General features: G+C 54.2%; 31 protein-coding genes and 1 tRNA gene. 21 read left to right on the forward strand and 11 right to left on the reverse strand.

Features of this window, described 5'->3' with window-relative positions:
* Positions 1–90: 90 nt before the first annotated feature.
* The 3 genes from HGO37_RS05950 to HGO37_RS05960 all read left to right on the forward strand — a co-directional run bounded on the left by HGO37_RS05950 (position 91) and on the right by HGO37_RS05960 (position 1,045).
* Positions 91–342 (forward strand): hypothetical protein, encoded by a 252-nt coding sequence (locus HGO37_RS05950; protein ID WP_250982577.1) that lies wholly within the window; start codon positions 91–93, stop codon positions 340–342.
* A 107-nt stretch (positions 343–449) separates the two neighbouring features.
* A complete protein-coding gene (locus tag HGO37_RS05955) occupies positions 450–653 on the forward strand; it encodes a hypothetical protein (protein WP_250982578.1) in 204 nt (67 codons plus the stop codon).
* Positions 650–1,045: a hypothetical protein gene (locus HGO37_RS05960; RefSeq protein WP_250982579.1), complete on the forward strand. Its 396-nt coding sequence runs from the start codon at positions 650–652 to the stop codon at positions 1,043–1,045. Before HGO37_RS05955 ends, HGO37_RS05960 begins: the two co-directional genes overlap by 4 nt.
* Positions 1,046–1,317: 272 nt before the next feature.
* On the opposite strand, the gene HGO37_RS05965 is transcribed toward HGO37_RS05960, so the two are convergent.
* Positions 1,318–1,938 (reverse strand): helix-turn-helix domain-containing protein, encoded by a 621-nt coding sequence (locus tag HGO37_RS05965; RefSeq protein ID WP_250982580.1) that lies wholly within the window; start codon positions 1,936–1,938, stop codon positions 1,318–1,320.
* A gap of 308 nt (positions 1,939–2,246) precedes the next feature.
* Between HGO37_RS05965 and HGO37_RS05970 the strand changes: the two genes are divergently transcribed.
* From HGO37_RS05970 to HGO37_RS05980, 3 genes are read left to right on the forward strand one after another with little or no spacing between them, the layout of a single operon-like run.
* Positions 2,247–2,495, forward strand: a complete 249-nt coding sequence (locus tag HGO37_RS05970; RefSeq protein ID WP_250982581.1) for a hypothetical protein — start codon at positions 2,247–2,249, stop codon at positions 2,493–2,495.
* Positions 2,492–2,707, forward strand: coding sequence for a hypothetical protein (locus HGO37_RS05975; protein ID WP_250982582.1), 216 nt, complete (start codon positions 2,492–2,494; stop codon positions 2,705–2,707). The genes HGO37_RS05970 and HGO37_RS05975 overlap by 4 nt, the downstream gene beginning before the upstream one ends.
* Positions 2,704–3,486 carry a helix-turn-helix domain-containing protein gene (locus HGO37_RS05980; RefSeq protein WP_250982583.1) on the forward strand — a complete coding sequence of 261 codons (783 nt, stop codon included), beginning with the start codon at positions 2,704–2,706 and terminating at the stop codon, positions 3,484–3,486. Before HGO37_RS05975 ends, HGO37_RS05980 begins: the two co-directional genes overlap by 4 nt.
* A gap of 435 nt (positions 3,487–3,921) precedes the next feature.
* Here HGO37_RS05980 and HGO37_RS05985 read toward each other — a convergent pair whose 3' ends face one another.
* The gene (locus tag HGO37_RS05985) at positions 3,922–4,344 is read right to left on the reverse strand and encodes a DUF7674 family protein (RefSeq protein WP_250982584.1); all 423 of its coding nucleotides are present in this window, start codon (positions 4,342–4,344) and stop codon (positions 3,922–3,924) included.
* A 152-nt stretch (positions 4,345–4,496) separates the two neighbouring features.
* On the opposite strand from HGO37_RS05985, the gene HGO37_RS05990 reads away from it, so the two are divergent.
* The 3 genes from HGO37_RS05990 to HGO37_RS06000 all read left to right on the forward strand — a co-directional run bounded on the left by HGO37_RS05990 (position 4,497) and on the right by HGO37_RS06000 (position 8,670).
* Complete coding sequence (locus tag HGO37_RS05990) at positions 4,497–7,040, forward strand: CHC2 zinc finger domain-containing protein (protein ID WP_250982585.1); 2,544 nt, start codon at positions 4,497–4,499, stop codon at positions 7,038–7,040.
* 75 nt (positions 7,041–7,115) lie between these two features.
* Positions 7,116–7,751, forward strand: a complete 636-nt coding sequence (locus HGO37_RS05995; protein ID WP_250982586.1) for a hypothetical protein — start codon at positions 7,116–7,118, stop codon at positions 7,749–7,751.
* A 103-nt stretch (positions 7,752–7,854) separates the two neighbouring features.
* Positions 7,855–8,670: a glycosyl hydrolase 108 family protein gene (locus HGO37_RS06000; protein ID WP_250982587.1), complete on the forward strand. Its 816-nt coding sequence runs from the start codon at positions 7,855–7,857 to the stop codon at positions 8,668–8,670.
* Between the two features lie 461 nt (positions 8,671–9,131).
* Here HGO37_RS06000 and HGO37_RS06005 read toward each other — a convergent pair whose 3' ends face one another.
* On the reverse strand, positions 9,132–9,584 hold the full coding sequence (locus tag HGO37_RS06005; RefSeq protein ID WP_192491410.1) for a flavin reductase family protein: 453 nt from the start codon (positions 9,582–9,584) through the stop codon (positions 9,132–9,134).
* Between the two features lie 223 nt (positions 9,585–9,807).
* Here HGO37_RS06005 and HGO37_RS06010 point away from each other — a divergent pair, with 223 nt between their 5' ends.
* The 7 genes from HGO37_RS06010 (at position 9,808) to HGO37_RS06040 (ending at position 15,360) form a co-directional block, all read left to right on the forward strand.
* Complete coding sequence (locus HGO37_RS06010; protein WP_250982588.1) at positions 9,808–10,902, forward strand: branched-chain amino acid ABC transporter substrate-binding protein; 1,095 nt, start codon at positions 9,808–9,810, stop codon at positions 10,900–10,902.
* A 149-nt stretch (positions 10,903–11,051) separates the two neighbouring features.
* The gene (rpe, locus tag HGO37_RS06015; protein WP_192491257.1) at positions 11,052–11,729 is read left to right on the forward strand and encodes a ribulose-phosphate 3-epimerase; all 678 of its coding nucleotides are present in this window, start codon (positions 11,052–11,054) and stop codon (positions 11,727–11,729) included.
* The gene (locus HGO37_RS06020) at positions 11,726–12,457 is read left to right on the forward strand and encodes a DUF2259 domain-containing protein (RefSeq protein WP_250982589.1); all 732 of its coding nucleotides are present in this window, start codon (positions 11,726–11,728) and stop codon (positions 12,455–12,457) included. The genes rpe and HGO37_RS06020 overlap by 4 nt, the downstream gene beginning before the upstream one ends.
* Before the next feature lie 24 nt (positions 12,458–12,481).
* Complete coding sequence (locus tag HGO37_RS06025) at positions 12,482–12,970, forward strand: hypothetical protein (RefSeq protein ID WP_250982590.1); 489 nt, start codon at positions 12,482–12,484, stop codon at positions 12,968–12,970.
* A gap of 60 nt (positions 12,971–13,030) precedes the next feature.
* Positions 13,031–14,338 (forward strand): adenylosuccinate lyase, encoded by a 1,308-nt coding sequence (purB, locus tag HGO37_RS06030; RefSeq protein ID WP_192491254.1) that lies wholly within the window; start codon positions 13,031–13,033, stop codon positions 14,336–14,338.
* 164 nt (positions 14,339–14,502) lie between these two features.
* Positions 14,503–15,075 carry an RBBP9/YdeN family alpha/beta hydrolase gene (locus HGO37_RS06035; RefSeq protein WP_250982591.1) on the forward strand — a complete coding sequence of 191 codons (573 nt, stop codon included), beginning with the start codon at positions 14,503–14,505 and terminating at the stop codon, positions 15,073–15,075.
* Between the two features lie 78 nt (positions 15,076–15,153).
* Positions 15,154–15,360: a CsbD family protein gene (locus tag HGO37_RS06040; RefSeq protein ID WP_192491253.1), complete on the forward strand. Its 207-nt coding sequence runs from the start codon at positions 15,154–15,156 to the stop codon at positions 15,358–15,360.
* Between the two features lie 195 nt (positions 15,361–15,555).
* Here the strand turns inward: HGO37_RS06040 and HGO37_RS06045 are convergent, their stop codons facing one another.
* Positions 15,556–15,948: a PAS domain-containing protein gene (locus HGO37_RS06045; RefSeq protein ID WP_250982592.1), complete on the reverse strand. Its 393-nt coding sequence runs from the start codon at positions 15,946–15,948 to the stop codon at positions 15,556–15,558.
* 690 nt (positions 15,949–16,638) lie between these two features.
* Between HGO37_RS06045 and HGO37_RS06050 the strand changes: the two genes are divergently transcribed.
* The 5 genes from HGO37_RS06050 to HGO37_RS26625 all read left to right on the forward strand — a co-directional run bounded on the left by HGO37_RS06050 (position 16,639) and on the right by HGO37_RS26625 (position 18,591).
* Positions 16,639–16,848 carry a cold-shock protein gene (locus HGO37_RS06050; RefSeq protein ID WP_192491248.1) on the forward strand — a complete coding sequence of 70 codons (210 nt, stop codon included), beginning with the start codon at positions 16,639–16,641 and terminating at the stop codon, positions 16,846–16,848.
* Between the two features lie 109 nt (positions 16,849–16,957).
* Positions 16,958–17,248, forward strand: coding sequence for a cold-shock protein (locus HGO37_RS06055; RefSeq protein ID WP_250982593.1), 291 nt, complete (start codon positions 16,958–16,960; stop codon positions 17,246–17,248).
* A 27-nt stretch (positions 17,249–17,275) separates the two neighbouring features.
* The gene (gene rpsU, locus HGO37_RS06060) at positions 17,276–17,512 is read left to right on the forward strand and encodes a 30S ribosomal protein S21 (RefSeq protein ID WP_192491246.1); all 237 of its coding nucleotides are present in this window, start codon (positions 17,276–17,278) and stop codon (positions 17,510–17,512) included.
* Positions 17,513–17,545: 33 nt separating this feature from the next.
* Entirely contained in the window at positions 17,546–17,764 is a 219-nt protein-coding gene (locus HGO37_RS06065; RefSeq protein ID WP_250982594.1) for a hypothetical protein, read from the forward strand.
* Between the two features lie 491 nt (positions 17,765–18,255).
* Positions 18,256–18,591: a GCG_CRPN prefix-to-repeats domain-containing protein gene (locus tag HGO37_RS26625; RefSeq protein WP_502941385.1), complete on the forward strand. Its 336-nt coding sequence runs from the start codon at positions 18,256–18,258 to the stop codon at positions 18,589–18,591.
* 407 nt (positions 18,592–18,998) lie between these two features.
* Here HGO37_RS26625 and HGO37_RS06075 read toward each other — a convergent pair whose 3' ends face one another.
* From HGO37_RS06075 to HGO37_RS06105, 7 genes are all read right to left on the reverse strand, one after another.
* Positions 18,999–19,295: a hypothetical protein gene (locus HGO37_RS06075; protein WP_250982596.1), complete on the reverse strand. Its 297-nt coding sequence runs from the start codon at positions 19,293–19,295 to the stop codon at positions 18,999–19,001.
* Positions 19,296–19,418: 123 nt separating this feature from the next.
* On the reverse strand, positions 19,419–19,598 hold the full coding sequence (locus HGO37_RS06080; protein WP_250982597.1) for a hypothetical protein: 180 nt from the start codon (positions 19,596–19,598) through the stop codon (positions 19,419–19,421).
* Between the two features lie 274 nt (positions 19,599–19,872).
* The gene (locus HGO37_RS06085; protein WP_250982598.1) at positions 19,873–20,949 is read right to left on the reverse strand and encodes a serine/threonine-protein kinase; all 1,077 of its coding nucleotides are present in this window, start codon (positions 20,947–20,949) and stop codon (positions 19,873–19,875) included.
* Positions 20,949–21,410, reverse strand: a complete 462-nt coding sequence (locus tag HGO37_RS06090; protein WP_250982599.1) for a hypothetical protein — start codon at positions 21,408–21,410, stop codon at positions 20,949–20,951. The genes HGO37_RS06085 and HGO37_RS06090 overlap by 1 nt, the downstream gene beginning before the upstream one ends.
* 432 nt (positions 21,411–21,842) lie before the next feature.
* Entirely contained in the window at positions 21,843–22,319 is a 477-nt protein-coding gene (locus HGO37_RS06095) for a DUF3597 domain-containing protein (protein ID WP_250982600.1), read from the reverse strand.
* A 73-nt stretch (positions 22,320–22,392) separates the two neighbouring features.
* Positions 22,393–22,596 carry a CsbD family protein gene (locus tag HGO37_RS06100; RefSeq protein ID WP_250983220.1) on the reverse strand — a complete coding sequence of 68 codons (204 nt, stop codon included), beginning with the start codon at positions 22,594–22,596 and terminating at the stop codon, positions 22,393–22,395.
* Positions 22,597–23,018: 422 nt separating this feature from the next.
* A tRNA-Ser gene (locus HGO37_RS06105) sits at positions 23,019–23,108 on the reverse strand.
* Positions 23,109–23,238: the final 130 nt, after the last annotated feature.

The following is a 23,238-nucleotide window of genomic DNA, read 5'->3' on the forward strand; positions in this document are numbered from 1 at the left end:
TCTTGCCTATGGTCCGACACGGCTTGGATTTTCGCGGGCAACCATCACGGCCGTACCCTGTCGCCAAACGATCAACATGGCAGCGGTACAATGGATGAAGTCACCAGAGGCGAACTTGAAAAGCTTCATGGGCGGATCAACGACATGAGGGAGCGGATTGTGACGCTGGAGGCGCAGCAGCCACACATCAATGCCGCGCTTCTGCGCATTGAAGGCAGTGTCGGCAAACTGGCAGACCGCATTCGCAACGCATTGTGGGCCTTGCTGTTACTCGTTCTCTCCCCGCTTGCGGTGCTGCTGGTAAAAGCCTTTGCCTCCGGCGCGCTGTCTGCTCATCTCTAATTCCAATGAAAGTGGTGACCGGCTTGCGTTACCTATGACCGCTCCGGGTTCGCCACCACAACCATCCCTGCCCGATGCTGCCGCCATCTTCAATCGAGGTGGCAAACATGACATTCGTCTTCACCCGCATCTTCCTGCGCTATGTCGCGGCAATCCTTGTCACCAAGGGGCTGATTGCGCCTGACATGGGGCACATCCTGTCCAATGACCCGGACCTTGCGACCGGTTTGCACTTGGCTTTCGGCATGGTGGCCGCCCTTGTCGCGGAAGGCTGGTATTATCTGGCGCACAGGTTTGGCTGGGCAAAATGACATGGCTGCGCAAACTTCTGCTGGGCGGTGTGGTGGAAAAGTTCACCAGCCCCCTTCTTGCCGCCTATCAGGCCAAACTGGTAGCGCAAACCGACAGGGACCGGCTGGCTGCCGAACAGACAATCAAAAGCATTGAGGCGGCGCGTGATATTGCCGTTGCAGAAGCGGCAGATCGCTGGAGCGCAACGCGTCTTGGTCGGTTGCTGATCGTGGTGCCGTTTGGCCTGTGGTGGGCGGCGATCTATTGTGTGCAGATCATCAATCCGTGGTTTGGGCTGTCACTTGTGGTGGTCGATGTGCCCAAACATATCAATGATATGGCACTGGTGCTGATCCCGGCAATTGTCATTGGCGATGCCGGTGCGCTGCTGGCGCGTCGACTGAAACGATAAAGATCGGTAAATAGATTAACGTGAATGTTGACATTATCACAACATGATGCTATTTTATCAACATCAGGAAAACGATGGGTTGGGGGCTGAATACTCCGGACTTTGCGAAACTCCTTCAGCCGGTGCCAGTCGTTTTCCTGACATTTCACACCCGCCCGGTCTTCACGACCAACGATGCCTTCGCTGACGTTTCAGCAGCAAAAGCGGCGCTATGCGTATCCCTAACATGGAAGACAAAGCTGATCTGCCACCTCCCCTTGGGTTATGTTCCCTCAGGGGATGAGCGCAATGACAGGTGTGGCGGTGGTCAAAATGGCGTCTTCGATCTTGCCGGCCGGTGAAACAAGGTCTGCTTCCCCGGTCTTTCGCGCACGCTCCACCCTGGCCAAAATCTGCTTGCCATCACGCAGCCCGCAGATGGACAGCGCGCCAATCGCGGCCGGATCAACCAGTTCCGACTGGCTAAACAGGACCACCGCATCATCCCATATTGCCAAAGTGCCCGAGGATGCGCGGATCTGCGCGGCAATGATCTGCCGTGTGTAATGGCCACTGGCGGCCAGTTGCGCCTTTTCGATAACCGCTTGCGGCAGCGGCCGGGGTTCCGGCAGCATATGCAGCGCGCCATCCTCATCAATGGTGGCTGCCAGCAGAATTCTTGCTTGCAGGGCATCAGCCTCTGATGTGATGCCCGCGTGTTTGATCACCTCTGACACCGGCACGGAAAGAAAGATGGCAATCTGGACCGCCTCTTCCATCTTCATCTTGCGGCTGCCGGAGAATGTGCGCGACACGGCAGACGGGTCAGAGCTCAGGTGCCGGGCAAGCGCACGCAGCGATTTACCGGTATCCTTCAACCTGTTGTGAAACCATTCGCCATCAATCTCGGCCATAAAATTCTCTCTTGGATGCGCAGCGTTGTGCATTTGTTGCAAATTTCACAACATTTTGCAAGAGCGCATGGAAAAGACGATCACTATTGCGGCGTTTTGCGAGTCTTCATCGCATGAGAAGCCAGGCATTTTTGCACGCTCAAAGCACCGTAATATATCGATAATTCCAGTGATGCGGCCTGCCGATAATCACACGCTTCCAGCCGCTTCATTTTTTCTGCCTATCAGTGTTGTTATCTGTTGACGTTGTTATAATCACAACATATTGTTGATTACGACAACATAAGCAATTAACCGGGATGAACACCATGCGCGACAACCCTCAGCAAGACACGGACACGATGGCGAAACGCCAGTCGCCGCTGTCTATGCTGGATCAGGCAGAGATGATTGATCGTCTTGTCGGTCGTTGCGTGATGCGCGGTGGCGTGGTTGCTGAAGAAACACTTCTCGTCATCACCGGCCAGACCGCAGAGAACCTCATCTCGCTCGCCAATCATCTCAGGCGCCTGTCGCATGTTCAGGGCCGCCCCGACGGGATGGTGAAATCGCGATGAGCAACATATCTTTCCCCTCGCCGCTTCGGCCAAAACGCCTTGAAGCAGATAACCGCGAGCGCCGCCACGGGCAGGTTCGCACCGGTTATCGCAGGCGTGGCAACACACTTCGCAAAGTCCCCAAACGGCAACTTGCCAGAAAACCGGCGGTGCCTGCCTGCTCAGCCAAATGCAGACTGGAAAACACCGTCAGTCAGGGTGCTTTATCATGAACATTTTCGTCAAAAAACCACGTCTCAGCAGCTACAGGAAAATTGAAAACCCGCTGGACCGTTTTCCAAGCTGGCAAACCTTCAACCAGATCGACAAGGAGCGCGCCCGCGCGCTGTTTGATTACCGCGATGGCAAGCTGTACTGGCGCAACATGGTCGGTCGCCGGCGCCCGGAAGCCGGTTCCGAGCTGATGCGCAAGACCACCGGCGGCGATCCCGTCTGGGTAATTTCTCTGGGCAGTCGCCAGGAAGTGCGTCGTTACATGCGCTGCTATCTGGTCTGGAACTGGCATTACGGCAAGACAGACCGCATCTTGCGGCCGCTGGATGGCGACCATTTGAATGACCGCATTGGCAATATCGGTTTTGCCGGGCCTTTGCCGCAGGAGGAGATGCCGGAGCCGGCCCCGGCACCACAACCGCTTGAAAGCAAATATGGCGTGAACTGCCCGTGCTGCGGCGCAGGTGTGCAGGTGATGACCGCAGATCTCGCGACACAGGTCTATGGCATTACCGAACAGCAGGCCCGTATCTTGCGCGCCATCTGGAGCGGCAAGGGAAAACCCGTACACATGGAACGGGTGTTTTCCGAAATGTATGCCGACGATCCAGATGGCGGACCGACGCAGGAAAAAATGTACCTGGCTTTCAAGGTGGCCATGTCCCATCTGCGCACCAAGCTGGAAGGCTCCGGCATTTCGGTTGAAACGGTGGGTTACCGACAGGGGTACCGGCTTATTCTGGGTGACAGGGCCACATCGCCGGACAGTCCGGCCTGAGTGGGATGAATGGCTACATGTAGTAAGTACAGGTGTTGGAAGTATGCACGCCCGACCATGACCGGCTATTTGTGCTGAACGGCGCAACATCCTCCCTCATCTCTGTCCTCGGGCTTGACCCGAGGGATGACACAGAGATCCAGTCATCCCCAGTCTTGGGGATGAATAGACTCTTTTCGCCGCGCCGACGCGCGTCGGCTGGATGCCTGTGACAAGCACTAGGCATGAGGAGCGTTTGTTGGACCCTCAGCGCCAAACAACGCCCCAACCACTCACTCCACGTCATCCTCGCCCCTGAGGCGAGGATCTAATCATGTTGACCAGATATGTCGCGGTTGCGGATACGTGGTTAGATCCCAGGGTCAAGCCCTGGGATGACGCCAGAGAGGGAAGCCAGTGGCGCGCGTCTACGCAGTGGAAGACGTCTCCCATCGCTCAGCCCAAAGGCACTCCCTTTTCCCAGAAGTCACGTACCTTATGCCACCATGTCACTGTTTCCGGGTGCATCCATGGCAGAAAATCATCCGGTTTGGTCGTGTTGTGCAGATTTTCGTTCTGCAAATCTTCCAGAAAACCGACGATTGCTGCGTCATTCACGTACTGGACGCCATGGGTATGCCAGTCTTTTACAACCTGAAAAACAGCGGTAAAACGCGATGTATAACCCGCTTCCAGACATCGGATCAAATGGCAGGCGAATTCCCCAGCAATCAAATAGCCACTCACCTCTTCGTCAGATTCCTGCTCGCGCCGGAGCCTTTCCCAAGGCTCCCGAAAGGTGGGGTCGGCGAGTAACAGCGGCTCGAACATGTTTGAGCGGTGAATTATCCTGGCGTCCTCGTGATCGCTTTGAGACATAACTCTTTTTGTCAAAGCCTAAACCCTGCCGCAAGTCCCTATCCCCAAAACCCGCAAACCACTTTGACCGCAAATATTTCGCGGCCGGTGGCTTGCGTTACGTCGAATACGTTGCGATAATCGCAACATAATTCAACATGAGTCACAACAATATGTCATCTGATGTCGAACGGCTGCGCCGCGACGTGTCGCTGTCTTCTACCGTGGCGAGCTACGGTTACAGGCTGCAGCGCAACGGTCGCGAATACCAAACCTGCTGCCCGTTCCACGCAGAGAACACGGCATCATTTACAATTTATGCCGGACAGGACGGCATTGAGCGGTTTCACTGCTTTGGTTGTGGTGAACATGGTGACGTGCTGGATTTTGTGCGCAAACTGAAAGGCGTCAGCCTGCCTGAGGCGATGCGCCTGCTGGGCAGTGGTGACAGCAGCCATCACCACATCCCGCGCGCTGAGACCCCCGCCACGGATGCCTATGACGGTATTGTGCCGTTGGCACCCCCTGTTGAACCCTTGCTGCCCGGCCGGCGCGTGCGGCTCTATAATCCCAAACGCCGCAGCAAACGGGCGGAATGGGGCGCATTTGCCCCTTCAATGGTGTTTCCCTATCGCCACCGCGATGGTTCGCTGATGGGATATGTGCTGCGGCACGACCTGCCCGGTGGCACCAAGGAAACGCCGATGGTGATGTTTGTGCGGCTGGAAGACGGCGCGCAGACATGGTGCCGTTTCCCCTTCCCCAAACCACGACCTCTCTATGGCCTGCAGGAACTGCCTGACAGCGGCAAGGTCATTGTCGTGGAAGGCGAAAAATGCCGCGACAGCCTGCGCAAGGCGACCGGACACAGCGTTGTGTCATGGGCGGGCGGCACGCAAGGCGCCAAACACACCGACTGGTCACCCCTGGCAGGTCGCGACATTCTCATCTGGCCGGATTTCGATGTGTCGGGCCTGTCGACATCAAGCGATATTGCGCAGCGCCTGACGGCACTCGCCGCCAAGGTGCAGCTGGTCGGGTTTACCGAGACAGACAAGGCCTCAGAGGCAGAGGTTTTCTCCTATGCGGACTGGCAGGCCGGAAACCTGCCCAGTCGTGGCTGGGACTGTGCCGATGCGGTGGATGCCGGCTGGACAAAGGCCAGGCTGCAAACATTCATGCGCCAGACGATGCGTCCCTATCTGCCACCTGCCCCGCCAGACAGCAAACCGGCCGTGACAGCAGTCGTACCATCGGCCCACGGTAAATCATCAATCGGCAAATCGGCAATCACAACACAGGGCAAACCGCGTGGCGTTGACGGTATTGAGGACATGCCAGAGCATTTTCCGCCGCAAAGCTACGGGTCCGAGGTCTGGCTGGCGCGTGAGTTTCAGCAGGCGTTGAAACAGGCCTGTGGCGGCGACATCGTACGGGCAGAGGGAAAATTCTGGGCCTTTGGTCCGTCGGCATGGCGACCGATACCGGACCAAAAAATTCGCCTTGCGGTGCATGCGCTTGACGCAGTTGCCATTGGTGCCAAGGCAATACCGCTGAAGCTGGGCAAACGGATGATTGACGGCATTCTCAATGAACTCGGCACCCGGGTTTGTGATGATGATTTTTTCAAGAACCCCGTGGTCGGCATGAATGCCAGAAACTGCACGATTACCATTGATGACAGCGGAAAGGTGACCTGCCGTGACCATGATCCGCAGGACCGGTTTCGGTTCACCATCGATGCCGAATATCATCTGCACACCGACAGCAAACCGCCTGATGGTTCGTTGCTGCACCTCCTGCTGACCGGTGCCTTCAAGGGTGATGTCGATGCGGACAGCAAAATCCATCTGATTTCCGAAATGCTGGGGGCTGCTGCCTTCGGCCTTGCCACACGCGTCAAACAGCCGAAAGCCTTCATTCTCTTGGGCGAAACCGCCAGCAACGGCAAATCCACCATCGCCGCACTGTTTCGCGCGCTTCTGCCCGACGGTGCGGTGTCGTCGATCTCACCGGCGTTTTTCAACGATGAAAAACGCATCATCAACCTTGCTGGCAAGGCTGCCAATGTCGCGGACGAGTTGAGTGCGGCGGCCATTGCCGGTGAGGAATTCAAGGCGGCGGTCACCGGCAACCCTATTGAAGGCCGAAGCCTTTATAAAAACGTCGTGAGCTTTTCGCCCCGCGCCCTGCACTGTTTTACCACCAACACCCTGCCCCGCTTTAATGGCGGCATTGATCGCGGCCTGCGCCGCCGTCTGGTGGTCATGCAATTTAACCGCACCATCCCCGAGAGCGAGGTCATTACCGATATTGCCGAGCGCATTCAGGCGGAAGAGCTGGATCTGCTGTTGGGTTTTGCGGTGGCCGGCGCCATCCGGCTGAAAAAGAATGGCGGTTATTCCATTCCCGAAAGCTCAAAAGACGCGCTGAATTCCTGGCTGCTGCTAGATCCGCTCAATGAATGGTTCGATATCCGCGTTGTTCCAGCATCGTTTGAGCCGCAAGGCGGTTGGCTGCGCACCAGCCGGCTGTTTGAGGACTTCAAGACCTGGGCGGTCGATCAGGGTTACAAGGAAAGCTTCCTGCCACCGGTCAACACCTTCTCGCAACGGCTGAAATCCATGCCCAATATCCAGCTGAAACGCCTGAGCACCGGCATGGTCGCACAGGGCGTGACCATTCAGGGCGGCACGCAATATGGGCAGGTGTTTTGAGTTAGAACCGGCCCGATCGTAGACGTGACTGTTTCTATTCAGTGCCGTACATAACTTTAAGGGATGGAGGAAACGATGCTTAGCGTGTTACAAAATATAGCAACATTGGCGGCTACAGCGGTTGGTGTTTACGTTGCAGTAGGTGGTCTGCACGCATGGCGCAGAGAAACAATGGGCAGACGCGACATTGAACTCTGCCAGACAGTCATCGAAAAGTTCTACGAGGCTGAACACAAAATCTCGCGTTTAAGGTCACCTATGTCCTACTTCGAAGAAGGTAGCAGCAGAAAGCCTGAGATCGACGAAACGGAAGAGGAAACGAACCGCAGAAATCTGAATTTTGTACCGATTGCACGCTTCAACGCGCAATATGATTTTTGGGCTGAGTTTCTTGGTTATCGTTTCAGGATGCGGGCACTTTTCGGTGATAGAGCGGTGGCACCATTTACATCGGTCGATGCTGCTCTTCGAAGTTTTCGAGCAGCTGCCGTTACGAGGTCTCAAGCGTTGTATAAAAACCCTAACGGCTTAAATCTCGAGACTCTGCGTAGCTTTGAAGAAGTCATTTGGGAGCATTCCTCAGATGACGCAATATCCAAACAGATCAAACAAGCCATTGTCGACATGGAGGCGGTTTGCATCCCAATTGTCCGAGCGAATAGCCGTTCCTGGCTCACACATGTTTGGTACAACGGCTTGGGAGGGATTTGAATAAACTACCCTGAAATCAGAGACAACTCAGATTTAGTCATGCCACAGCCATAACCGTTGTCTGGAAAAATGTCGCGTTTTCATCAACAAGGGAAATCGCGATATGGCAAAAGACAATTATGGAGCATGCCTTGATTTTACGTTGCAGGCCGAAGGCGGTCTGTCGAAAGACCGTAAAGACCCCGGCAACTGGACGGGCGGTAAAGTGGGCGTTGGCACCTTCAAGGGAACCAAATATGGCATTTCTGCCGCGTCATTTCCCCATCTCGATATTGCCAACCTCACCCTTTCCGATGTGAAGCCACTCTACAAGACACGCTACTGGGATGCCGTGGGCGGTGACAGTCTGCCGGCTGGTTTTGATCTGGCCGTCTGGGATTACGGCGTCAATTCCGGCCCCGCGCGGGCGCTGCGTGAAGCGCAGGCGATTGTCGGTGCGAAGGTGGACGGCAAGATTGGCCCGGAAACCATAACCAAGTCCGCGACCGCCGGCGTCAAACACATCCAGTCGCTGTGTGCGCGGCGTCTCAGCTTCATGCGTTCCTTAAAAATCTGGAGCATCAACAAAAACGGCTGGTCGGCCCGTGTTGCCAAGGTTGAGGCAAAGGGTGTTGCCATGTATCTGGCGGCGACCGGCACAAGCGCTGCGGCGCGCAAGACATTGGCCGCTGAAGGCCATAAGGCCAGCGACAAGGCCGCAACACTGGCCAACCAAGGCGCGCTGTTCGGCACCGGTGGCACGGTTGGGGTTTCAGCCGGTGTGCCATCCTGGACCGGCTTCAGCCTGGCCATGGTTGGCGTTCTCCTTGCGACGCTGGTCATCTTTGCCATTTACCGTAAAAACCGCCAGCGGGCAGAAGCCTACCGGGCAGAGGCTGCCGCCTTCAAGGACTGTCCGCTTGAGACAGTTTCCCTGTAACGCAAATGACAAACCTGGTGTTTGCTTAGATATTGTGCGGCTTTTCAACCCGTTATGCGGAAAGCACACGGGTTGCCGACAGTCGAAATGTCGGTTTGCAGCCTGATGTCGTGAGTGCAAAAACGAATAAAGCCGCTTCGGTTTCCCAAAGCGGCCCTGTTCGTGATCAAAAATATATTCAGTGTAAACGAGTCAGTGCTTAATATAAATGGACACTTCCCGTGGCCACTGTGGCCAATTTCAGTCGTCCCCTGAAACAAGTCCATTGAAGCGAACTATTGGCCAATCGTCAAGTTATTTCCCTTCGCATCTGCGGAATTTTTTAGAGAAATTTCATTTTTGCAGCAAAAATGGGGAATAAAATTCTTTAAATTCAGCACCTTATAGAACAGCAAAAAAGTTATGCAGCAAAAATCGCTGCACACATAATGATCACACAATGTTCACATTGACGCCGCAAATCATTGGGAACCGAGGTAATTACGGTTAAAATACAGTAGAGGATCACCCTTTGTGCCGAAGTGAATTGCCTCAACCTGTCCCAAAAGAATCAGGTGCGTCGACATGGGTTTTACATCGACAAGATTACAATCAAACGACACCAGCGCGTCCTCCAGCACCGGCGCGCCGGTGGCCAGCGTCATCCATTTCGCCTTTGCGAAACGCTCATCATTTTGCAACCCTCCGAAACCGGCAAAGGCATCGGACAATGCGCGGTGACGCAGGCCGAGACTGTTGAGCACAAACTTGCCGCTTTGCGCAAAAATCGCATTTTTTTCATTGCCGGAATTCAGGCAGGCCAGCACGGTGGGCGGATTGTCGGATACGGAACACGCCGCCGTAATCGTCACGCCACGCCGCACGCCGCCGTGCTCGGTGGTGATCAACTGGACGTGCCCGGCATATTGCGCCATGGCATCGCGGTAAATATGCGCATCAACGGCATTATATACAGTCAAAAGAAACTCCGTGCGTTAAATACGTCCCACCCGCCCGCTAGGCACACGGACAGCGGCGATTATGTAGCCGAACAGTTACATTTTTGAAAATCCCGAACAATTTCCGCCTAAACATTGTTCGCAGCAATATTTTTCCCTTTTTCCGTGCGTCTGACATGTTAAACAACAGCCAATTAATATGGATAAACCGCTTTCAATGCTGACAAGCCGCATTTTATTTCTGGTCGCATCTGTTGCGTTTGCGCATGGCGCAAGTGCCGCGACACTTGGCGTTGTCGCACCACAGGACGGTCCTTATAAAATTCTCGGCGACCAGATCCGCCAGGGTGCCAAGGCCGCAGCTGCGCAGGCTGGGCTCGATGTGGTGGAGATCAATGAGGATTGCACCGACAGTGGCGGCGGTGCGATTGCCGACGGACTTGTTGCCGCCAAGGTCAGCTTTGCCATCGGTTTTCTGTGTTCGGAAACCCTTGCCAGCAGCCTGCCCGCGCTGAAAGAAACCGGCACGCCGGTGATTACCCTTTCCAGCCGCTCGACCATTCTGCTTGAAGATGCCGCCAAAAACAGCTGGCCGGTGTTCCGTCTTGCGCCATCAGACACCGCCGAATCCGACCGGCTGTCCGAGGTTATTCTGCGGGACTGGCAGGGGTCACTGTTTGCTCTGGTCGATGATGGCACAATTCATGGCCGCGAACTGGTGGACCGTATTCGTGCCAAGCTGGAAGAAGCAGGCCTGCAACCAACCCGCATGGAAACGCTGCGCCCGGCGCAGGAACAGCAGGTGGCGCTGGTACGGCGTCTTTCGCGTGCTGGCATCAGCAATGTGTTTATGGCAACCGACCGCAATGATGTCTCGACGGTTGCGCGCGATGCCGCCTCTGAAAACATTGCCCTGACCATTCTGGGCGGCGATACGCTCAATGCCGCCAATGCGCCGCTGCAACTGACTGCTGGCACCTTTGCCGTGACACTGCCTGATTATGCGTCATTGCCTGAGGCCGCAGCCGCGCTTGACGTATTGACGGCAGCGGGCGTGACAATTCCTGAAGGTTATACCCTGCCCGCCTTTGCCGCGGTGCAGATTGCCGCCAACGGCATTGGTCTGGCAGACCAGCAGAAAAAGCCGGTTCTCGACATATTAAAAGACTCAACCTTCACCACCGCCATTGGCGACGTTGCCTTTAACGAGGCACATGAGTTGAAGAACAATCCTTACAGCCTGCAACAGTGGAATGGTCAGGCCTTTGTGCCGGCCGCACGCGCAGTGCGCTGAGCCTCCACCGCACCGGCAGGTCATCCTCCGCATCAGGCGTTGATCTCGGTTGTTCCGCGGCAATGACAATGATATGGCAGCGCATGTGCTCAAATCTCTGAGTGCAAACCCTTTGCCATCGCGTTCATGCACTCTGTACGGAGCTTTCCATGTCCCTTCCCGTCCGCCTCGCCCCTTCCATTCTTGCAGCCAATTTCGCCAAGCTGGGACAGGAGGTCAGTGATGTCGTTGAAGCTGGTGCGGACTGGATCCATCTGGATGTGATGGACGGCCATTTTGTGCCGAATATTTCCTTTGGCCCCGATGTCATCAAGGCGCTTCGTCCGCATACCAATGCGTTTTTTGATTGCCATCTGATGATTGCCCCTGCCGATCCCTATCTGGAAGCCTTTGCCAAGGCGGGTTGTGACGGCATTACCGTGCATGCGGAAGCTGGCGCACATTTGCACCGTTCGCTGCAGACCATTCGCTCGCTCGGCAAGAAGGTCGGTGTTACGCTGAACCCGGCAACCCCTCTTTCCGTGCTGGAAAACGTCATTGATGATGTCGACCTGATCCTGATCATGAGCGTCAACCCCGGTTTTGGTGGCCAGAAATTCATTCCCGCCATGCTGGACAAGATCAAGGCTGCCAAGGCGATGATCGGCGCACGTCCGATCGAGCTGGAAGTGGATGGCGGCATTACGGTTGAAACTGCACCGGCTGCCATTGCCGCAGGTGCCAACGTGCTGGTTGCCGGTTCTGCCATTTACAAGGGCGACGGCGTTGAAGATTACCGCAAGACTGTCACCGCCATTCGCCAGGCCGCAGAAAGCGGTCGTGCGTGAAGAAGGCCGGCTTCTTTCTCTCCTTGATTATATCAGGTGCCGCATTTTTTGCGGCCCCGGCCCATGCCGGTGACATCGCCGCCTTCCAGACCATCGGCTTTTCCAAAGACGGCGGCATCTACGCCTTTGAGGAATATGGCGTGCAGGACGGGTCCGGTTTTGCCTATTCCAATATCTATGTCATCGATACCGTCAAAGACACCTATCTCGAGGGCACTCCCGTACGGGTGCTGGTGAAGGATGAGGCGGTTGGTGTGGGTGCGGCTCGTGCCCAAGCGCTGGAAAAAGCAGCTCCGCTGATTGAAAAGCACAAACTGGCTGACAATCCCGGTCTGCTGGCCGCCTACAACCCGGTCAGCGATGCCAGCGGCAACCCCTACCAGATCAGCTATTACGCCTATGCCGCCGCACCGCCCTTTGGTTCACCCTACAGGCTCGCGCTGGAAGAGGTTATCCAGCCGGCCGGTGAAAAATGCAGTTCCTGGACCGAGCGCAGTTCCACCTTCAAGCTGAAAATGCTTCTGCAGGACGGTAAGAACAGTGATAGAATTGTCTATGATGAGCAGCGCGCGCCGGAAAGCCGCGGCTGCGTAACCGGCTACCGGCTGGGTGGCGTGGTCACGCATCAGGGTTTTGGCTCCAACCTGCACATGGCACTGGTAACGGTGCTGCAACATGGCTTTGAAGGGCAGAATGGACGCTGGATCGCCGTACCCATCAGACCATGAGCGGTGCCTTGAAAGGGCAGTCCATTGAAACAGCGGCTTGAACACGCCCTGCCCTCAAAAACCGCAGCACTTGCCGGACCATTCGTCTGGGGTGCAGCGATGGCGCTTTCCTGCGTGATTGGTCTTTATATGCGCCATCGGGGCGAGACCGATCATTTTTGGCAGATCGTGGCGTTTTATTTCGCCGGTGCTTTCATCGCCTTTACGCCTGCCTTGGTACTGGCGCGGTATCTGGCCTTTTCAAAACCGACCACCGCCCGCTTCTGCGCCTTTGCGCTGTGTCTCTGTCTTGTCACCTACGGCGTGACGGCGCTGCTGTTTGCCCTGCAGTACCGCATTTTTTATGCGCAGTGGCATGAGCCGTTCCTGACACGGATCTGGTTTTTCCAGCAGTTGTTCACCACGCTTGGCGCAACCTACCAGTTCACCATCATCGGCCTTTGGCTGTATTTTCCCGTGGGCATCGTGTGTCTGTTCGTAACCAGTTTCATCCTTTCCCTTCGAATGCGTTGAGATTGGCGTCACACTTTGCTACACGGGCTGCAAATTCTCACCATATAGAAAGCGGTAGCAATGATCCCTCGCTATTCCCGGCCGGAAATGGTCGCAATCTGGTCGCCGGAAACGAAGTTCCGTATCTGGTTTGAAATCGAAGCCTATGCCTGTGATGCACTGGCCGAGATTGGCGTCATTCCAAAGTCGGCAGCTGAGACAATCTGGGAAAAAGGCGGCAGCGCCACTTTCAATGTTGAGCGCATCGATGAAATCGAAGCTGTTACCAAACATGACGTCATCGCCTTCCTGACGCATCTGGCAGAATTTGTCGGTCCTGATAGCCGCTTCGTGCACCAGGGCATGACCTCTTCCGACGTGCTGGACACCACGCTGAACATTCAGCTGGTTCGCGCAGCAGACATTCTGCTTGCCGGCATGGACCGCGTGTTGGCTGCGCTGAAGACCCGCGCCTTCGAACACAAGGACACGATCCGTATTGGCCGCAGCCACGGCATTCACGCCGAGCCAACCACAATGGGTCTGACCTTTGCCCGTTTCTACGCGGAAATGGACCGTAACCGCACCCGTCTGGTCAATGCCCGTGCAGAAATTGCCACCGGTGCCGTTTCCGGTGCCGTTGGTACCTTTGCCAATATCGATCCGCGCGTTGAAGAACATGTCTGCGAAAAGCTGGGCCTAATCCCTGAGCCGGTTTCCACGCAGGTTATTCCGCGTGACCGCCACGCCATGTTCTTTGCAACGCTTGGCGTCATCGCCTCGTCGATTGAAAACGTGGCGATTGAAATCCGCCACATGCAGCGCACCGAAGTTCTGGAAGCCGAAGAGTTCTTCTCGCCGGGCCAGAAGGGTTCGTCGGCCATGCCACACAAGCGCAACCCGGTTTTGACCGAAAACCTGACCGGCCTTGCCCGTCTGGTGCGCATGTCGGTTGTGCCGGCACTCGAAAACGTTGCCCTGTGGCATGAGCGTGACATCAGCCACTCCAGCGTTGAGCGCGCCATTGGCCCTGATACCACCATCACCCTCGACTTTGCGCTGCATCGTTTGGCCGGCGTTGTCGAAAAGCTGGTGATCTACCCGGAAAACATGCTGAAGAACCTCAACAAGTTCCGTGGCCTAGTGCACTCGCAGCGCGTTCTGCTTGCACTGACACAGGCTGGCGTTTCCCGTGAGGATTCCTACCGCCTCGTGCAGCGCAACGCCATGAAGGTTTGGGAACAGGGCGCAGACTTCCTGGAGGAACTGCTGGGCGATGAAGAAGTGCGCGCAGCGCTTTCCGAAGACGCCATCCGCGAAAAGTTCGACCTCGGCTACCACACCAAACATGTGGATACGATCTTCAATCGTGTGTTCGGCAAGGCCTGATTGAACCGGTAACGCCCGTGTCAGATGCCCGGACCTTGTCCGGGCATTTTCATAATGACGTCAGGTTTGCGGCCCATCGTCAAACCACGCCGGGCAGCCCCCACAATGTCGACAATCCTCACCGCCATCTTGAATACGGTGACATTGATACCAAGATAAGCGCCATGAAAGCATCCGAAGCAGATATCCTCATCGTTCCCGGTTACACCAATTCCGGGCCAGACCACTGGCAATCCCGTTGGCAGCAAAAGCTTGGCAGCGCGCGCCGCGTTGAGCAGGCCGAATGGTCGAAGCCCGTGCGTGAAGACTGGATCAGCAGGCTGGTGGAAGACGTCAATGCCTGCACGAAGCCGGTTGTGCTGGTGGCGCATTCGCTTGGCGTGCCAACCGTGGTACATGCCATTCCGGAAATTGGCCACAAGGTTGCCGGCGCATTTCTGGTGGCGCCGCCAGATGTGACCAACCCGACCATCCGGCCAAAACACCTGATGACCTTTGGTCCCTACCCGCGCGAACCGTTCCCGTTTCCGGCCATGACCATTGCCAGCCGCAACGACCCGTTCGGCACCTACGAGCATGCTGACGAGATTGCCGCTGCATGGGGCTCGCTGCTGGTGGATGCCGGCATGTCCGGCCACATCAACACCGAATCCGGCCACGGCCCATGGCCAGAAGGCACCATGGTTTTTGCCCAGTTTCTCAGCCGTTTGAAAAACCCTGAATCCAGCCAGCACTAAAAACCGGCATTTTTTCCTGAACCATTCGGCCATTCAGGCGTTTCTTCTATGTGTTTAATTAACTTGGAGGAAACGCAAATGGACTGGAACCGTGTTGAAGGAAACTGGAAACAGGTTAAGGGCAAGATCAAGGAACAGTGGGGCAAACTCACTGATGACGACCTCGATCAGATTGCCGGTAAACGTGACCAGCTTGAAGGCAAGTTGCAGGAGCGTTACGGCCTCGCCAAGGATCGCGCCAAGACCGACGTAGATGATTGGTATGGCCGCCAAACCTGGCATTAAAAACCACAAGTCCGCAAAGGTTTTGGTTCAAACACCAAGACCATGCCGTCAAAGAGTTCAGCCCCCGTTTTCGGGCGGCGCGTAGTTGACGGTAAATAGACGGACGCATGCCTAGACATCAACTCTATGCCTTGAATAACAAAAGCCTAGACGATTGATAATACACTCAAGGCCCCGCTTATGCGGGGCTTTTTTTTATGAGGCGATCATATTGGCGGCTGGCAGGCGGTTTGCGGTGATATCCCGCATAGTGCCGATTGACCGGATCGGCACATTGTCTGCGTCCATTATCATGCGGCCGGTCACATGGATCCAGCGCAGCGTGCCATCTGTATTGTTCAGCGGATATTCGGTTTCGAAGTAATCACCGGCAATCAACGCATCATAAATCTCCTTGGCCACCCTCTCCCTGGTGTCCGCATCGATCTTTTGCAAAATGCCCTCAATGGGTACGCCGGCCCTGCCATGGCAGGGTAAAAATTCAAAGAAATCTGCACACACATAATCCATCGTGACGAGATTTTCGATTACATCCCACGTGTAATAACCGGTCTTCTCGTCCTGCATTTCAAGCCTTTGCGATGCCACGCCATCCTCCTGCGCGCATATTTCGATTCTAAGCCTACCGGACACAAATTGGTTGAGTAAGGACAAGCACTATAGTTTTTGACTATAATTTTAACGGATAACAATTTGTGGTAGTGGCGATGGTAGGCTCGTAAGTGCGCCAATCACGAAATGGTTCCAATGTTTTTTTGAAAAACGTCAGTTTTTTGATGGGACGGAAGATGGCAAGTTTGAACGCGTCGCCAAGTGGCGCTTGGCACAGGCGAAATTTAGTATGTTTAATAGATATCGTTTGGCTCAACCGCGTCGTAACTTACCGACGTGGCGCTTCGCTGCGTTTCTCCAGAGTTTAAAGACAGTCGTCCCATATTGTTCGCAACAGCAATCGCCAGCAGCACACCAACGTCTCAAAAATTTTCCAAAACCGGCGCGAAAAATACAACCCAGCGAGAAAAACTGGCCCGAAAAATTAAAAAATCGAAAAATATTTCGATATTTTATGTCTATCCAATCAATGACTTCGGGGTGGTTTTGAACTAAATCGGGTAAGTTGATTGCATAACCTTAGATTTAATCCTATATTGCCTTATCGACCATTGCTTGTGACGCCGGTCCAGAGCTTTTGCTCCCGTCGGATTTCCTCTCAAAATATCGATCCAATCCTGCGAGGTTTCGCAGGAACAACAACGATTGCTATGAAAGGAAATCGTTATGAACACTGGCACCGTAAAGTGGTTCAACGCAACCAAGGGCTTCGGCTTCATTCAGCCTGACGATGGCGCGACCGACGTTTTCGTACACATCTCTGCCGTAGAGCGCGCTGGCCTCAGCTCGCTTACAGACGGTCAGAAGATCCGCTACGAACTCGTTCAGGACCGCCGTTCTGGCAAGAACTCTGCCGATAACCTTCAGGCGGCATAAATTTGTCATTTGCTCCGCCGACCACGGATGTACTGGCGGCATGAGTAGATGACAGTGAGAGGTCGGGTTTGCGCCCGGCCTTTATTTTTTTAAGACATGGGAGATTCTCATGCTGAAAGTTCCCTATCGCTGCGGCGATAAAATCGTCCTCAAAACGCGCACACGCGGCAGTGTCCAACCCCATGGGACTGGCGAAGTCGTTGCAGTGTTGCCCGAAACTCAGGGCGTCATCCGCTACCGGATACGTATTGATGGCGAAAATTTTGACCGCAGTATTGGCCAGGACGACATCGACAACGACGCATCGTCCCGCGGCACTCCGAAGTCCAAGACCCCGACATCCCGCGGCGATACCAACGCCAGCTGGATTGATCTGACTGCGGTCAGAACAAAAAAATAGTTCACCACGTACAGATAAGGAGATATTTTGCAGGTCATCGTTAGAGAAAACAACGTCGAACAGGCACTTCGTGTCCTGAAGAAAAAATTGCAGCGCGAAGGCGTTTTCCGCGAAATGCGTGCCCGTAGCGCCTATGAAAAACCGTCCGAAAAGAGAAATCGGGAACAGGCCGAAGCCGTTCGCCGTCACCGCAAACTGCAGCGGAAAAAATTGCAGCGCGAGGGTTTGCTCCCCGCCCCTAAAAAAGCTGTGCACACTCGCTGAGCATTGGTTGCCCCTTCACGAAAGGAGGTCGTCATGACGATTAATAAAGAACCAATCTTAAAAACCGGCAGAGCATCTGCACAGGATAAAGCCTCAGCAACCGATCAAGCCGCAAGGCAGATCATTGCGACGGATGAAGCCCAACGGGCTAAAAAGACGGAACGCTTGCGCTTGTTGCGCGAGGCACAGGAATCCGCAACGCCTGTAGAGCTGCCCACAGCGACAAAGCGCAAATCGCGCGCAAAGGCCTGACAAGGTCCTTGATGTGTTGCCTGACGATTGGCGGCTCTAAAACGACATGACGGGCGCAGCAACTGCGCCTGAATACACAGTAGCGCATCGGGTCACATCAGATACCCGGTCGCTTCTCTCCCCAGAACAAACTCCCCTGGAAAACACAACGCCTTTGACACAGCACGCAACGCCGTGTGCTCGAGAAGGTGCGGCTGCTGCTGGCAAATGCGAGTGTGATGCTGAGCATCACATCGTGGGGCGGCATCGCGTGCCTCGCCCTGAACAGCGCGTACATGCAACGTCAAAGGAACAGCGCCCTCCGTGCGGAGCACGGCTTGCTTCTTGATCAGTCAGCCATCGTTCTTGCGAGCATCGCTGCTATTTCACGCTGGTGTGCGACCCACGCGCTCGCGGGTCGGCCAACCACGCCCTGAAAACGTCACAGTTCATTCAGCAGCCGTTCACGCGGATGGGAGCTAATCTCAATCACCACACAGGGAGTGTTTGAGATGCGTAAGTTACTTTTAGGTGCAGGTATTATTCTCGCCGCATTTATTGGCGGCGGCGCAAATGCGATGCCGATCATGCAGCCATCTGCGCCAGTGGCGTCAATTGTCCAAAAAGTCGACTATGCTTGCGGGCGAGGCTATTACTTGACGCCCCGCGGTTATTGCCGACCCTACGAACCGCGGCGTTACGAGCGAGAATGGGACCGTAGAAGCGATTGGAACCCTCGTCGTGAGTGGCGTGAACACCAAGCCCGTCGCGAATGGCGCGAGCATAGACGGTGGGAAGAGCGCGGTGATTGGCGCCGCGAACGCGAATATCGCCAGTGGCAATGGTAGACACTGTTAGGCCCGCTTTTTCGGCGGGCCTTTTCTTCTTTTCGGGTAAAAAGAGCGCCTTGCGGTCCATATTAACAAGAACGATTTCGCGCTTAACCGCGCCGCTCATAGATCTTGGAAACGTCATTGTTAGCGAGCGAGGCCATTCTGACTGCCACGCATCCAGCAGTTCGCGCCCAATCCTTGTATGCGTCGAGCATCCTGATAGCGCCGCGACCACGGGCCAGCGGCGTCGCGAACCAAACAGTTTCTTTCGCGATACGACCAGCGCCAAATGGATGATCAAATGCTACGGCCATCTCACGTGTTGACGTGAAGCGCACGACCTCTACAGGATGACCAAGTCTTGCGAGAGATGCGTGGCGTTCAGTCTGAGCTGGTGACAACCGGCCTTTGCCAACCTTGTTCTAGATCATTAGCAGCTTGCCGCCCGCGATGTATATTCGCAGATCAGCTTCGCCTGGCGTAAGTCCTGTGGCCACTGCGTCAGCCTGTGCGCGTGGTCCTCGCTTGGCGCTGTTCATGTCGCCTGCCAGTAGAAACCTGCGACCGTATTCTGGCAGTGCCCGCAATGCCCTTACTTTAGCCGCCTGCCCTTCGCTTTCCTTGAGCGGTGCGTCGGCGACTGTAACCTTGCCGCTTGTGCTGGTACGGATGACTACACGCTTACCGTCAATGCGGGTGGTCTGCTGTGACTTGCGCATGAACCCTCCTTGGTTATGAGGGTAATATTAGGAGAGCGAAGCAAAACGTCTTGGTGTGTCGTGAAATAAATTTGGTCACGAAAAAGCCCCGCGACATGCAGGGCTTGTTCGTTGTGTGGGATATCAGTTCTTCCCAGTGGCTATCGGCTTGGCTCTTTTCTGCGGCCACCGCTTCAAGAATTTATCTATTCTGGACCGGTCACCACTGAACTGCTTCATCACACCTACTGCGACCTGCATGCTGACAGCATATTGCTGTTGCAGCTGTTCGACGGTGTACGGCTCAATCTTGCTTTCGGACATTTGCATTCTCCTTACGATCAGAAAATGCGATTAGGTCGGTTCTGGTTCCGGGTTGTATTTCGACCGCGCGTTTGCCCGGTGCAGCACACCGCCCTGCACGGTTGCACGAGTAGGGTATATATTTAAAAATATATATACCCCTAAACGTGCACTAACCGGGCAGAGCTGTGTAGGTGTGAACGCCCGGATGTGCACGGATAATGCACGGATAAAATTTCGCTATCCGTGCAGTATCGTAGGTTGTGGAGAATCGAGTAAAAAGGTTGTATTTTGGTCAGACATTCCCAAGCACCACATTCCTGAAAAACTGAGTTCTCATGGCCAAGGCTACATCCTTTGATGTATTTATCTTGCGGTATTTCGATATCTTGGTTTGGCGACCTGATGATTTTGAGAGCTTGAAACAATCAAATGAACTATTGCCAGCACCTAATGCTTGGCATGCAAATTTGTAGAGGTACTTGCTGTCCTCCCCTACGAAGTCTCCCGTATCATCGACCGTCCAGCTGCCCGAAAATGATAACTTTTCTAGATCACGGCGCATGGCTAACGCAGACTGGTATCTCTTCGTTGGGTTTGGATCCACAGACTTCAAGATAATCGACCTCACCGACGACGGCACGTAGTCGGGAAAGTCTGCCTTTGTAATCAACTTCCCACTTGCCACGGCGCCTTCGTAGCCTGCCTCTCCTAGATCGCACATCTTGCTTTCAAGAACTCCCATGCCGACAACAAGACGAAAAAAAGTCAGGCCAGCTTGGAATACGTCAGTCTTGGCTTCGATACCGAGTCCTAATGTAATTTCTGGAGCAGCGTGGAGTTTATACCACGCAGACGGTGCGACCGCCTCCCCGTTCACAGACGATCCTACGATACCATAGTCACTCAATTTCGCCTGGCCTTGATCTCCAAGCAATATGTTCTGCGGCTTAATGTCGTTATGGTAGAAATTGTGAATGTGGAGGTGCTCGAGCCCTCGCAGAAAGTCAATTGTTGCCTTCATCGCCAGATTTAGCGGTATAAAATGCGCACAATTGGCAAGGTTGGTGATTGATCCCTTCTGAAAATAATCCATAGCTATCAGAACCATGCCGTCAGATGTGACATCCGCCTGATGAACTCGAACAAGATTATTGTGGAAGAATTTGTGCCCCACGCGTGCCTCGATAAGTTTCGCATCGATAGAATTGCTGGGCATCAAGATCTTTAGTGCGAACTCATGACTGAGTGCCACGTCGTGAGCCAACCAAACTTCGCCGAATGAGCCGCTACCTATCTTTTCTTTGAGAACGTATTTATTGAGGTAGGTCGTGCCATTTGTAAGCGGCGATATCGCCAAATTGTTCGGCATCAGGCCTTCTCCGACCACCACGCAGAGATAACTGCATCAGCCATCTTAGCGTCCCAATACTTAGCTGTTTTACCCACGCGCGCTTCGGCGTGCTCTTTAACCTGCTTAGAATTTGTACCAAGAGAAGCGTATATCTTGTTTGCGACCGGAATACCCTTTAGAGCGCAGAACAACAGTACTGTCGCCTCTTGATACGAAGCGAGACGCTTTGCGTTGTTATCGCCAGCGGTGAATTCACCCTTCTTCACGACTACCCTATTTATATCAGTGTGTTTATGAAACAACCTTTCTAACTCATTATACAACCAAGCAATTTTTTGCTCATCTGTCTCTGCGCTGGCTGGGAATACCAACTTGCTTTCATCCTCGGCATTCACCAGTTCCACTGTGTTGCTTTTTGTTCGTGAGACAATGGCGTATCTTGGGTTTTTGGGGTCACTTCTGAAGCCAAGCGTTGTCATTTACATGCAATTCCCTAAGGTTGATTCATCCATTAGTATTCAACTACTAATGAGCCGCGAAATCTACTTACTAAGAGGCAAACTAACAATTTAAAGTGGTGGGACTTATGGCGTTCAAAATCCGCAAGCCAAGCCTAAAGAAAAGCATCGCTGCGCGCTCGTCGGGCAAACGAATATTGAAGAACGCCCTTGGACTGAAGGCTCCAAAGGGATTCGGACGGATCACCAACCCAAAGAAAGCGTCTTACAACCGCTCGTACAACAAGAGAACAGTTAGCATTTGGTCGATAATTCGGCGTCTTTTTAAATAGTAATCGCAATCAAAAAAGGCCGGAGCTAAAAGCCCCGACCTTTCTAACGCTTGCCATCTTCTGCCGTTACAGTGTGAAAGCTACTTGCTTGTACAATGCATGACGACAGCCTTGGTTCCGCTTAGTCCAGCAGTTCAGCCGCGACCTTGCCGCCGTTCTCAGACAGCTTCTTGAGAAGCGCCTTGTGCAGCCAGGTGTTCATTTCCGCCGAACCATTGAGCTCACCGGTGTAACCAAGCTCCTCCGCCAACTCCTTACGCTCGGACAAGCTCGCGTCCATTCCGAGAGCTTTCATCAGGTCGACAATCGAGTGCCTCCAGTCGAGCTTCTGGCCGCTGGTCACCACCGCCGCATCAAGCTGCGCAGCAACGTCCACAGTCTGCACTGAAGATGCAGCGGATGTAACAGGTGCTGATGCGCCAGAAGTTGGCGGGACCGCCTGCCCCGTTCCTCCGATCGGCGTTGCAGTCGTTGCAACCGGCTCGGGGATTGACGATGGCGCTGGTGTGGACCCAGCCGCAGTTGGCAAGACAGGGGCTGTCTCTGCATGTGCGGACCGACCGAAGATCGCATCCTTGATTTTGCCGAATATGCTCATGTGTTTCTCCTCATCGTTACAAACGAAAGCCGCTGGCTATTGCTAACCAGCGGCTCAATTTCATGTTAGGTAATCACCAAGTCTGGCGACCATACCAGTCATCGACGTCTTTTTTGGTCTGGTCTTTTTCGTAACCATATCGCTCTTGGATTTTTCCTTCGAGCTGGTCACGCTTGCCATTGATGACGTCAAGATCATCATCGGTGAGTTTGCCCCACTGTTCCTTGATCTTGCCCTTAACCTGTTTCCAGTTTCCTTCAACACGGTTCCAGTCCATTGAAATATCTCCTCTTTGAGCTGTGGAGAGATAACGGGCCGGGGAGCGACTTGGTTCCGACAAGGTTTGCTTGACGGCCATGATCTTAACTGGTTTTGGAAAACGCCCTTCTCGCGCCATTGTAGTCAAAAGTACCTTTGACATAGTGGTAGCGGAGGCCGCCTCTTTCGGCGACATTAGGCGGGGCTTGTTTTGCATATTAGGTGCGGTCATTTCATCTCCTTCTTCGCTAATTGTGAAGGGATGCTGGTGGTCGCAAACATCACTGTCAAATGCGCAAAGTTTGGAAAGAGTGGAGATTTTAGATTTGTTCGCAGGTTGTCGTTCCAGACTTTCTAGAGCGACATAGATAAACAGAGTGCCAAAACGTAGTTATGGCAAATAGAAAAAATCGCCAGCAAGCCATTGATTTAATTTAGAAATGGCGGAAGAGGTGGGATTCGAACCCACGGTAGGCTCGCACCTACGCCGGTTTTCAAGACCGGTGCCTTAAACCGCTCGGCCACTCTTCCTTCAGTTTCGATCTGGCTGTGGGCTGTCACGCAATGTGACAACAGCACCCAAATCAAGCGGTGGCTGGCTTTATAGCGGTTCGGTTCGCCGCGTCAACGTGCAGAAGCAACTAAAAACACCCGCCCACAT

The organism is Rhizobium sp. CG4, assembly GCF_023701965.1.
In the GTDB taxonomy this organism is placed as follows: domain Bacteria; phylum Pseudomonadota; class Alphaproteobacteria; order Rhizobiales; family Rhizobiaceae; genus Agrobacterium.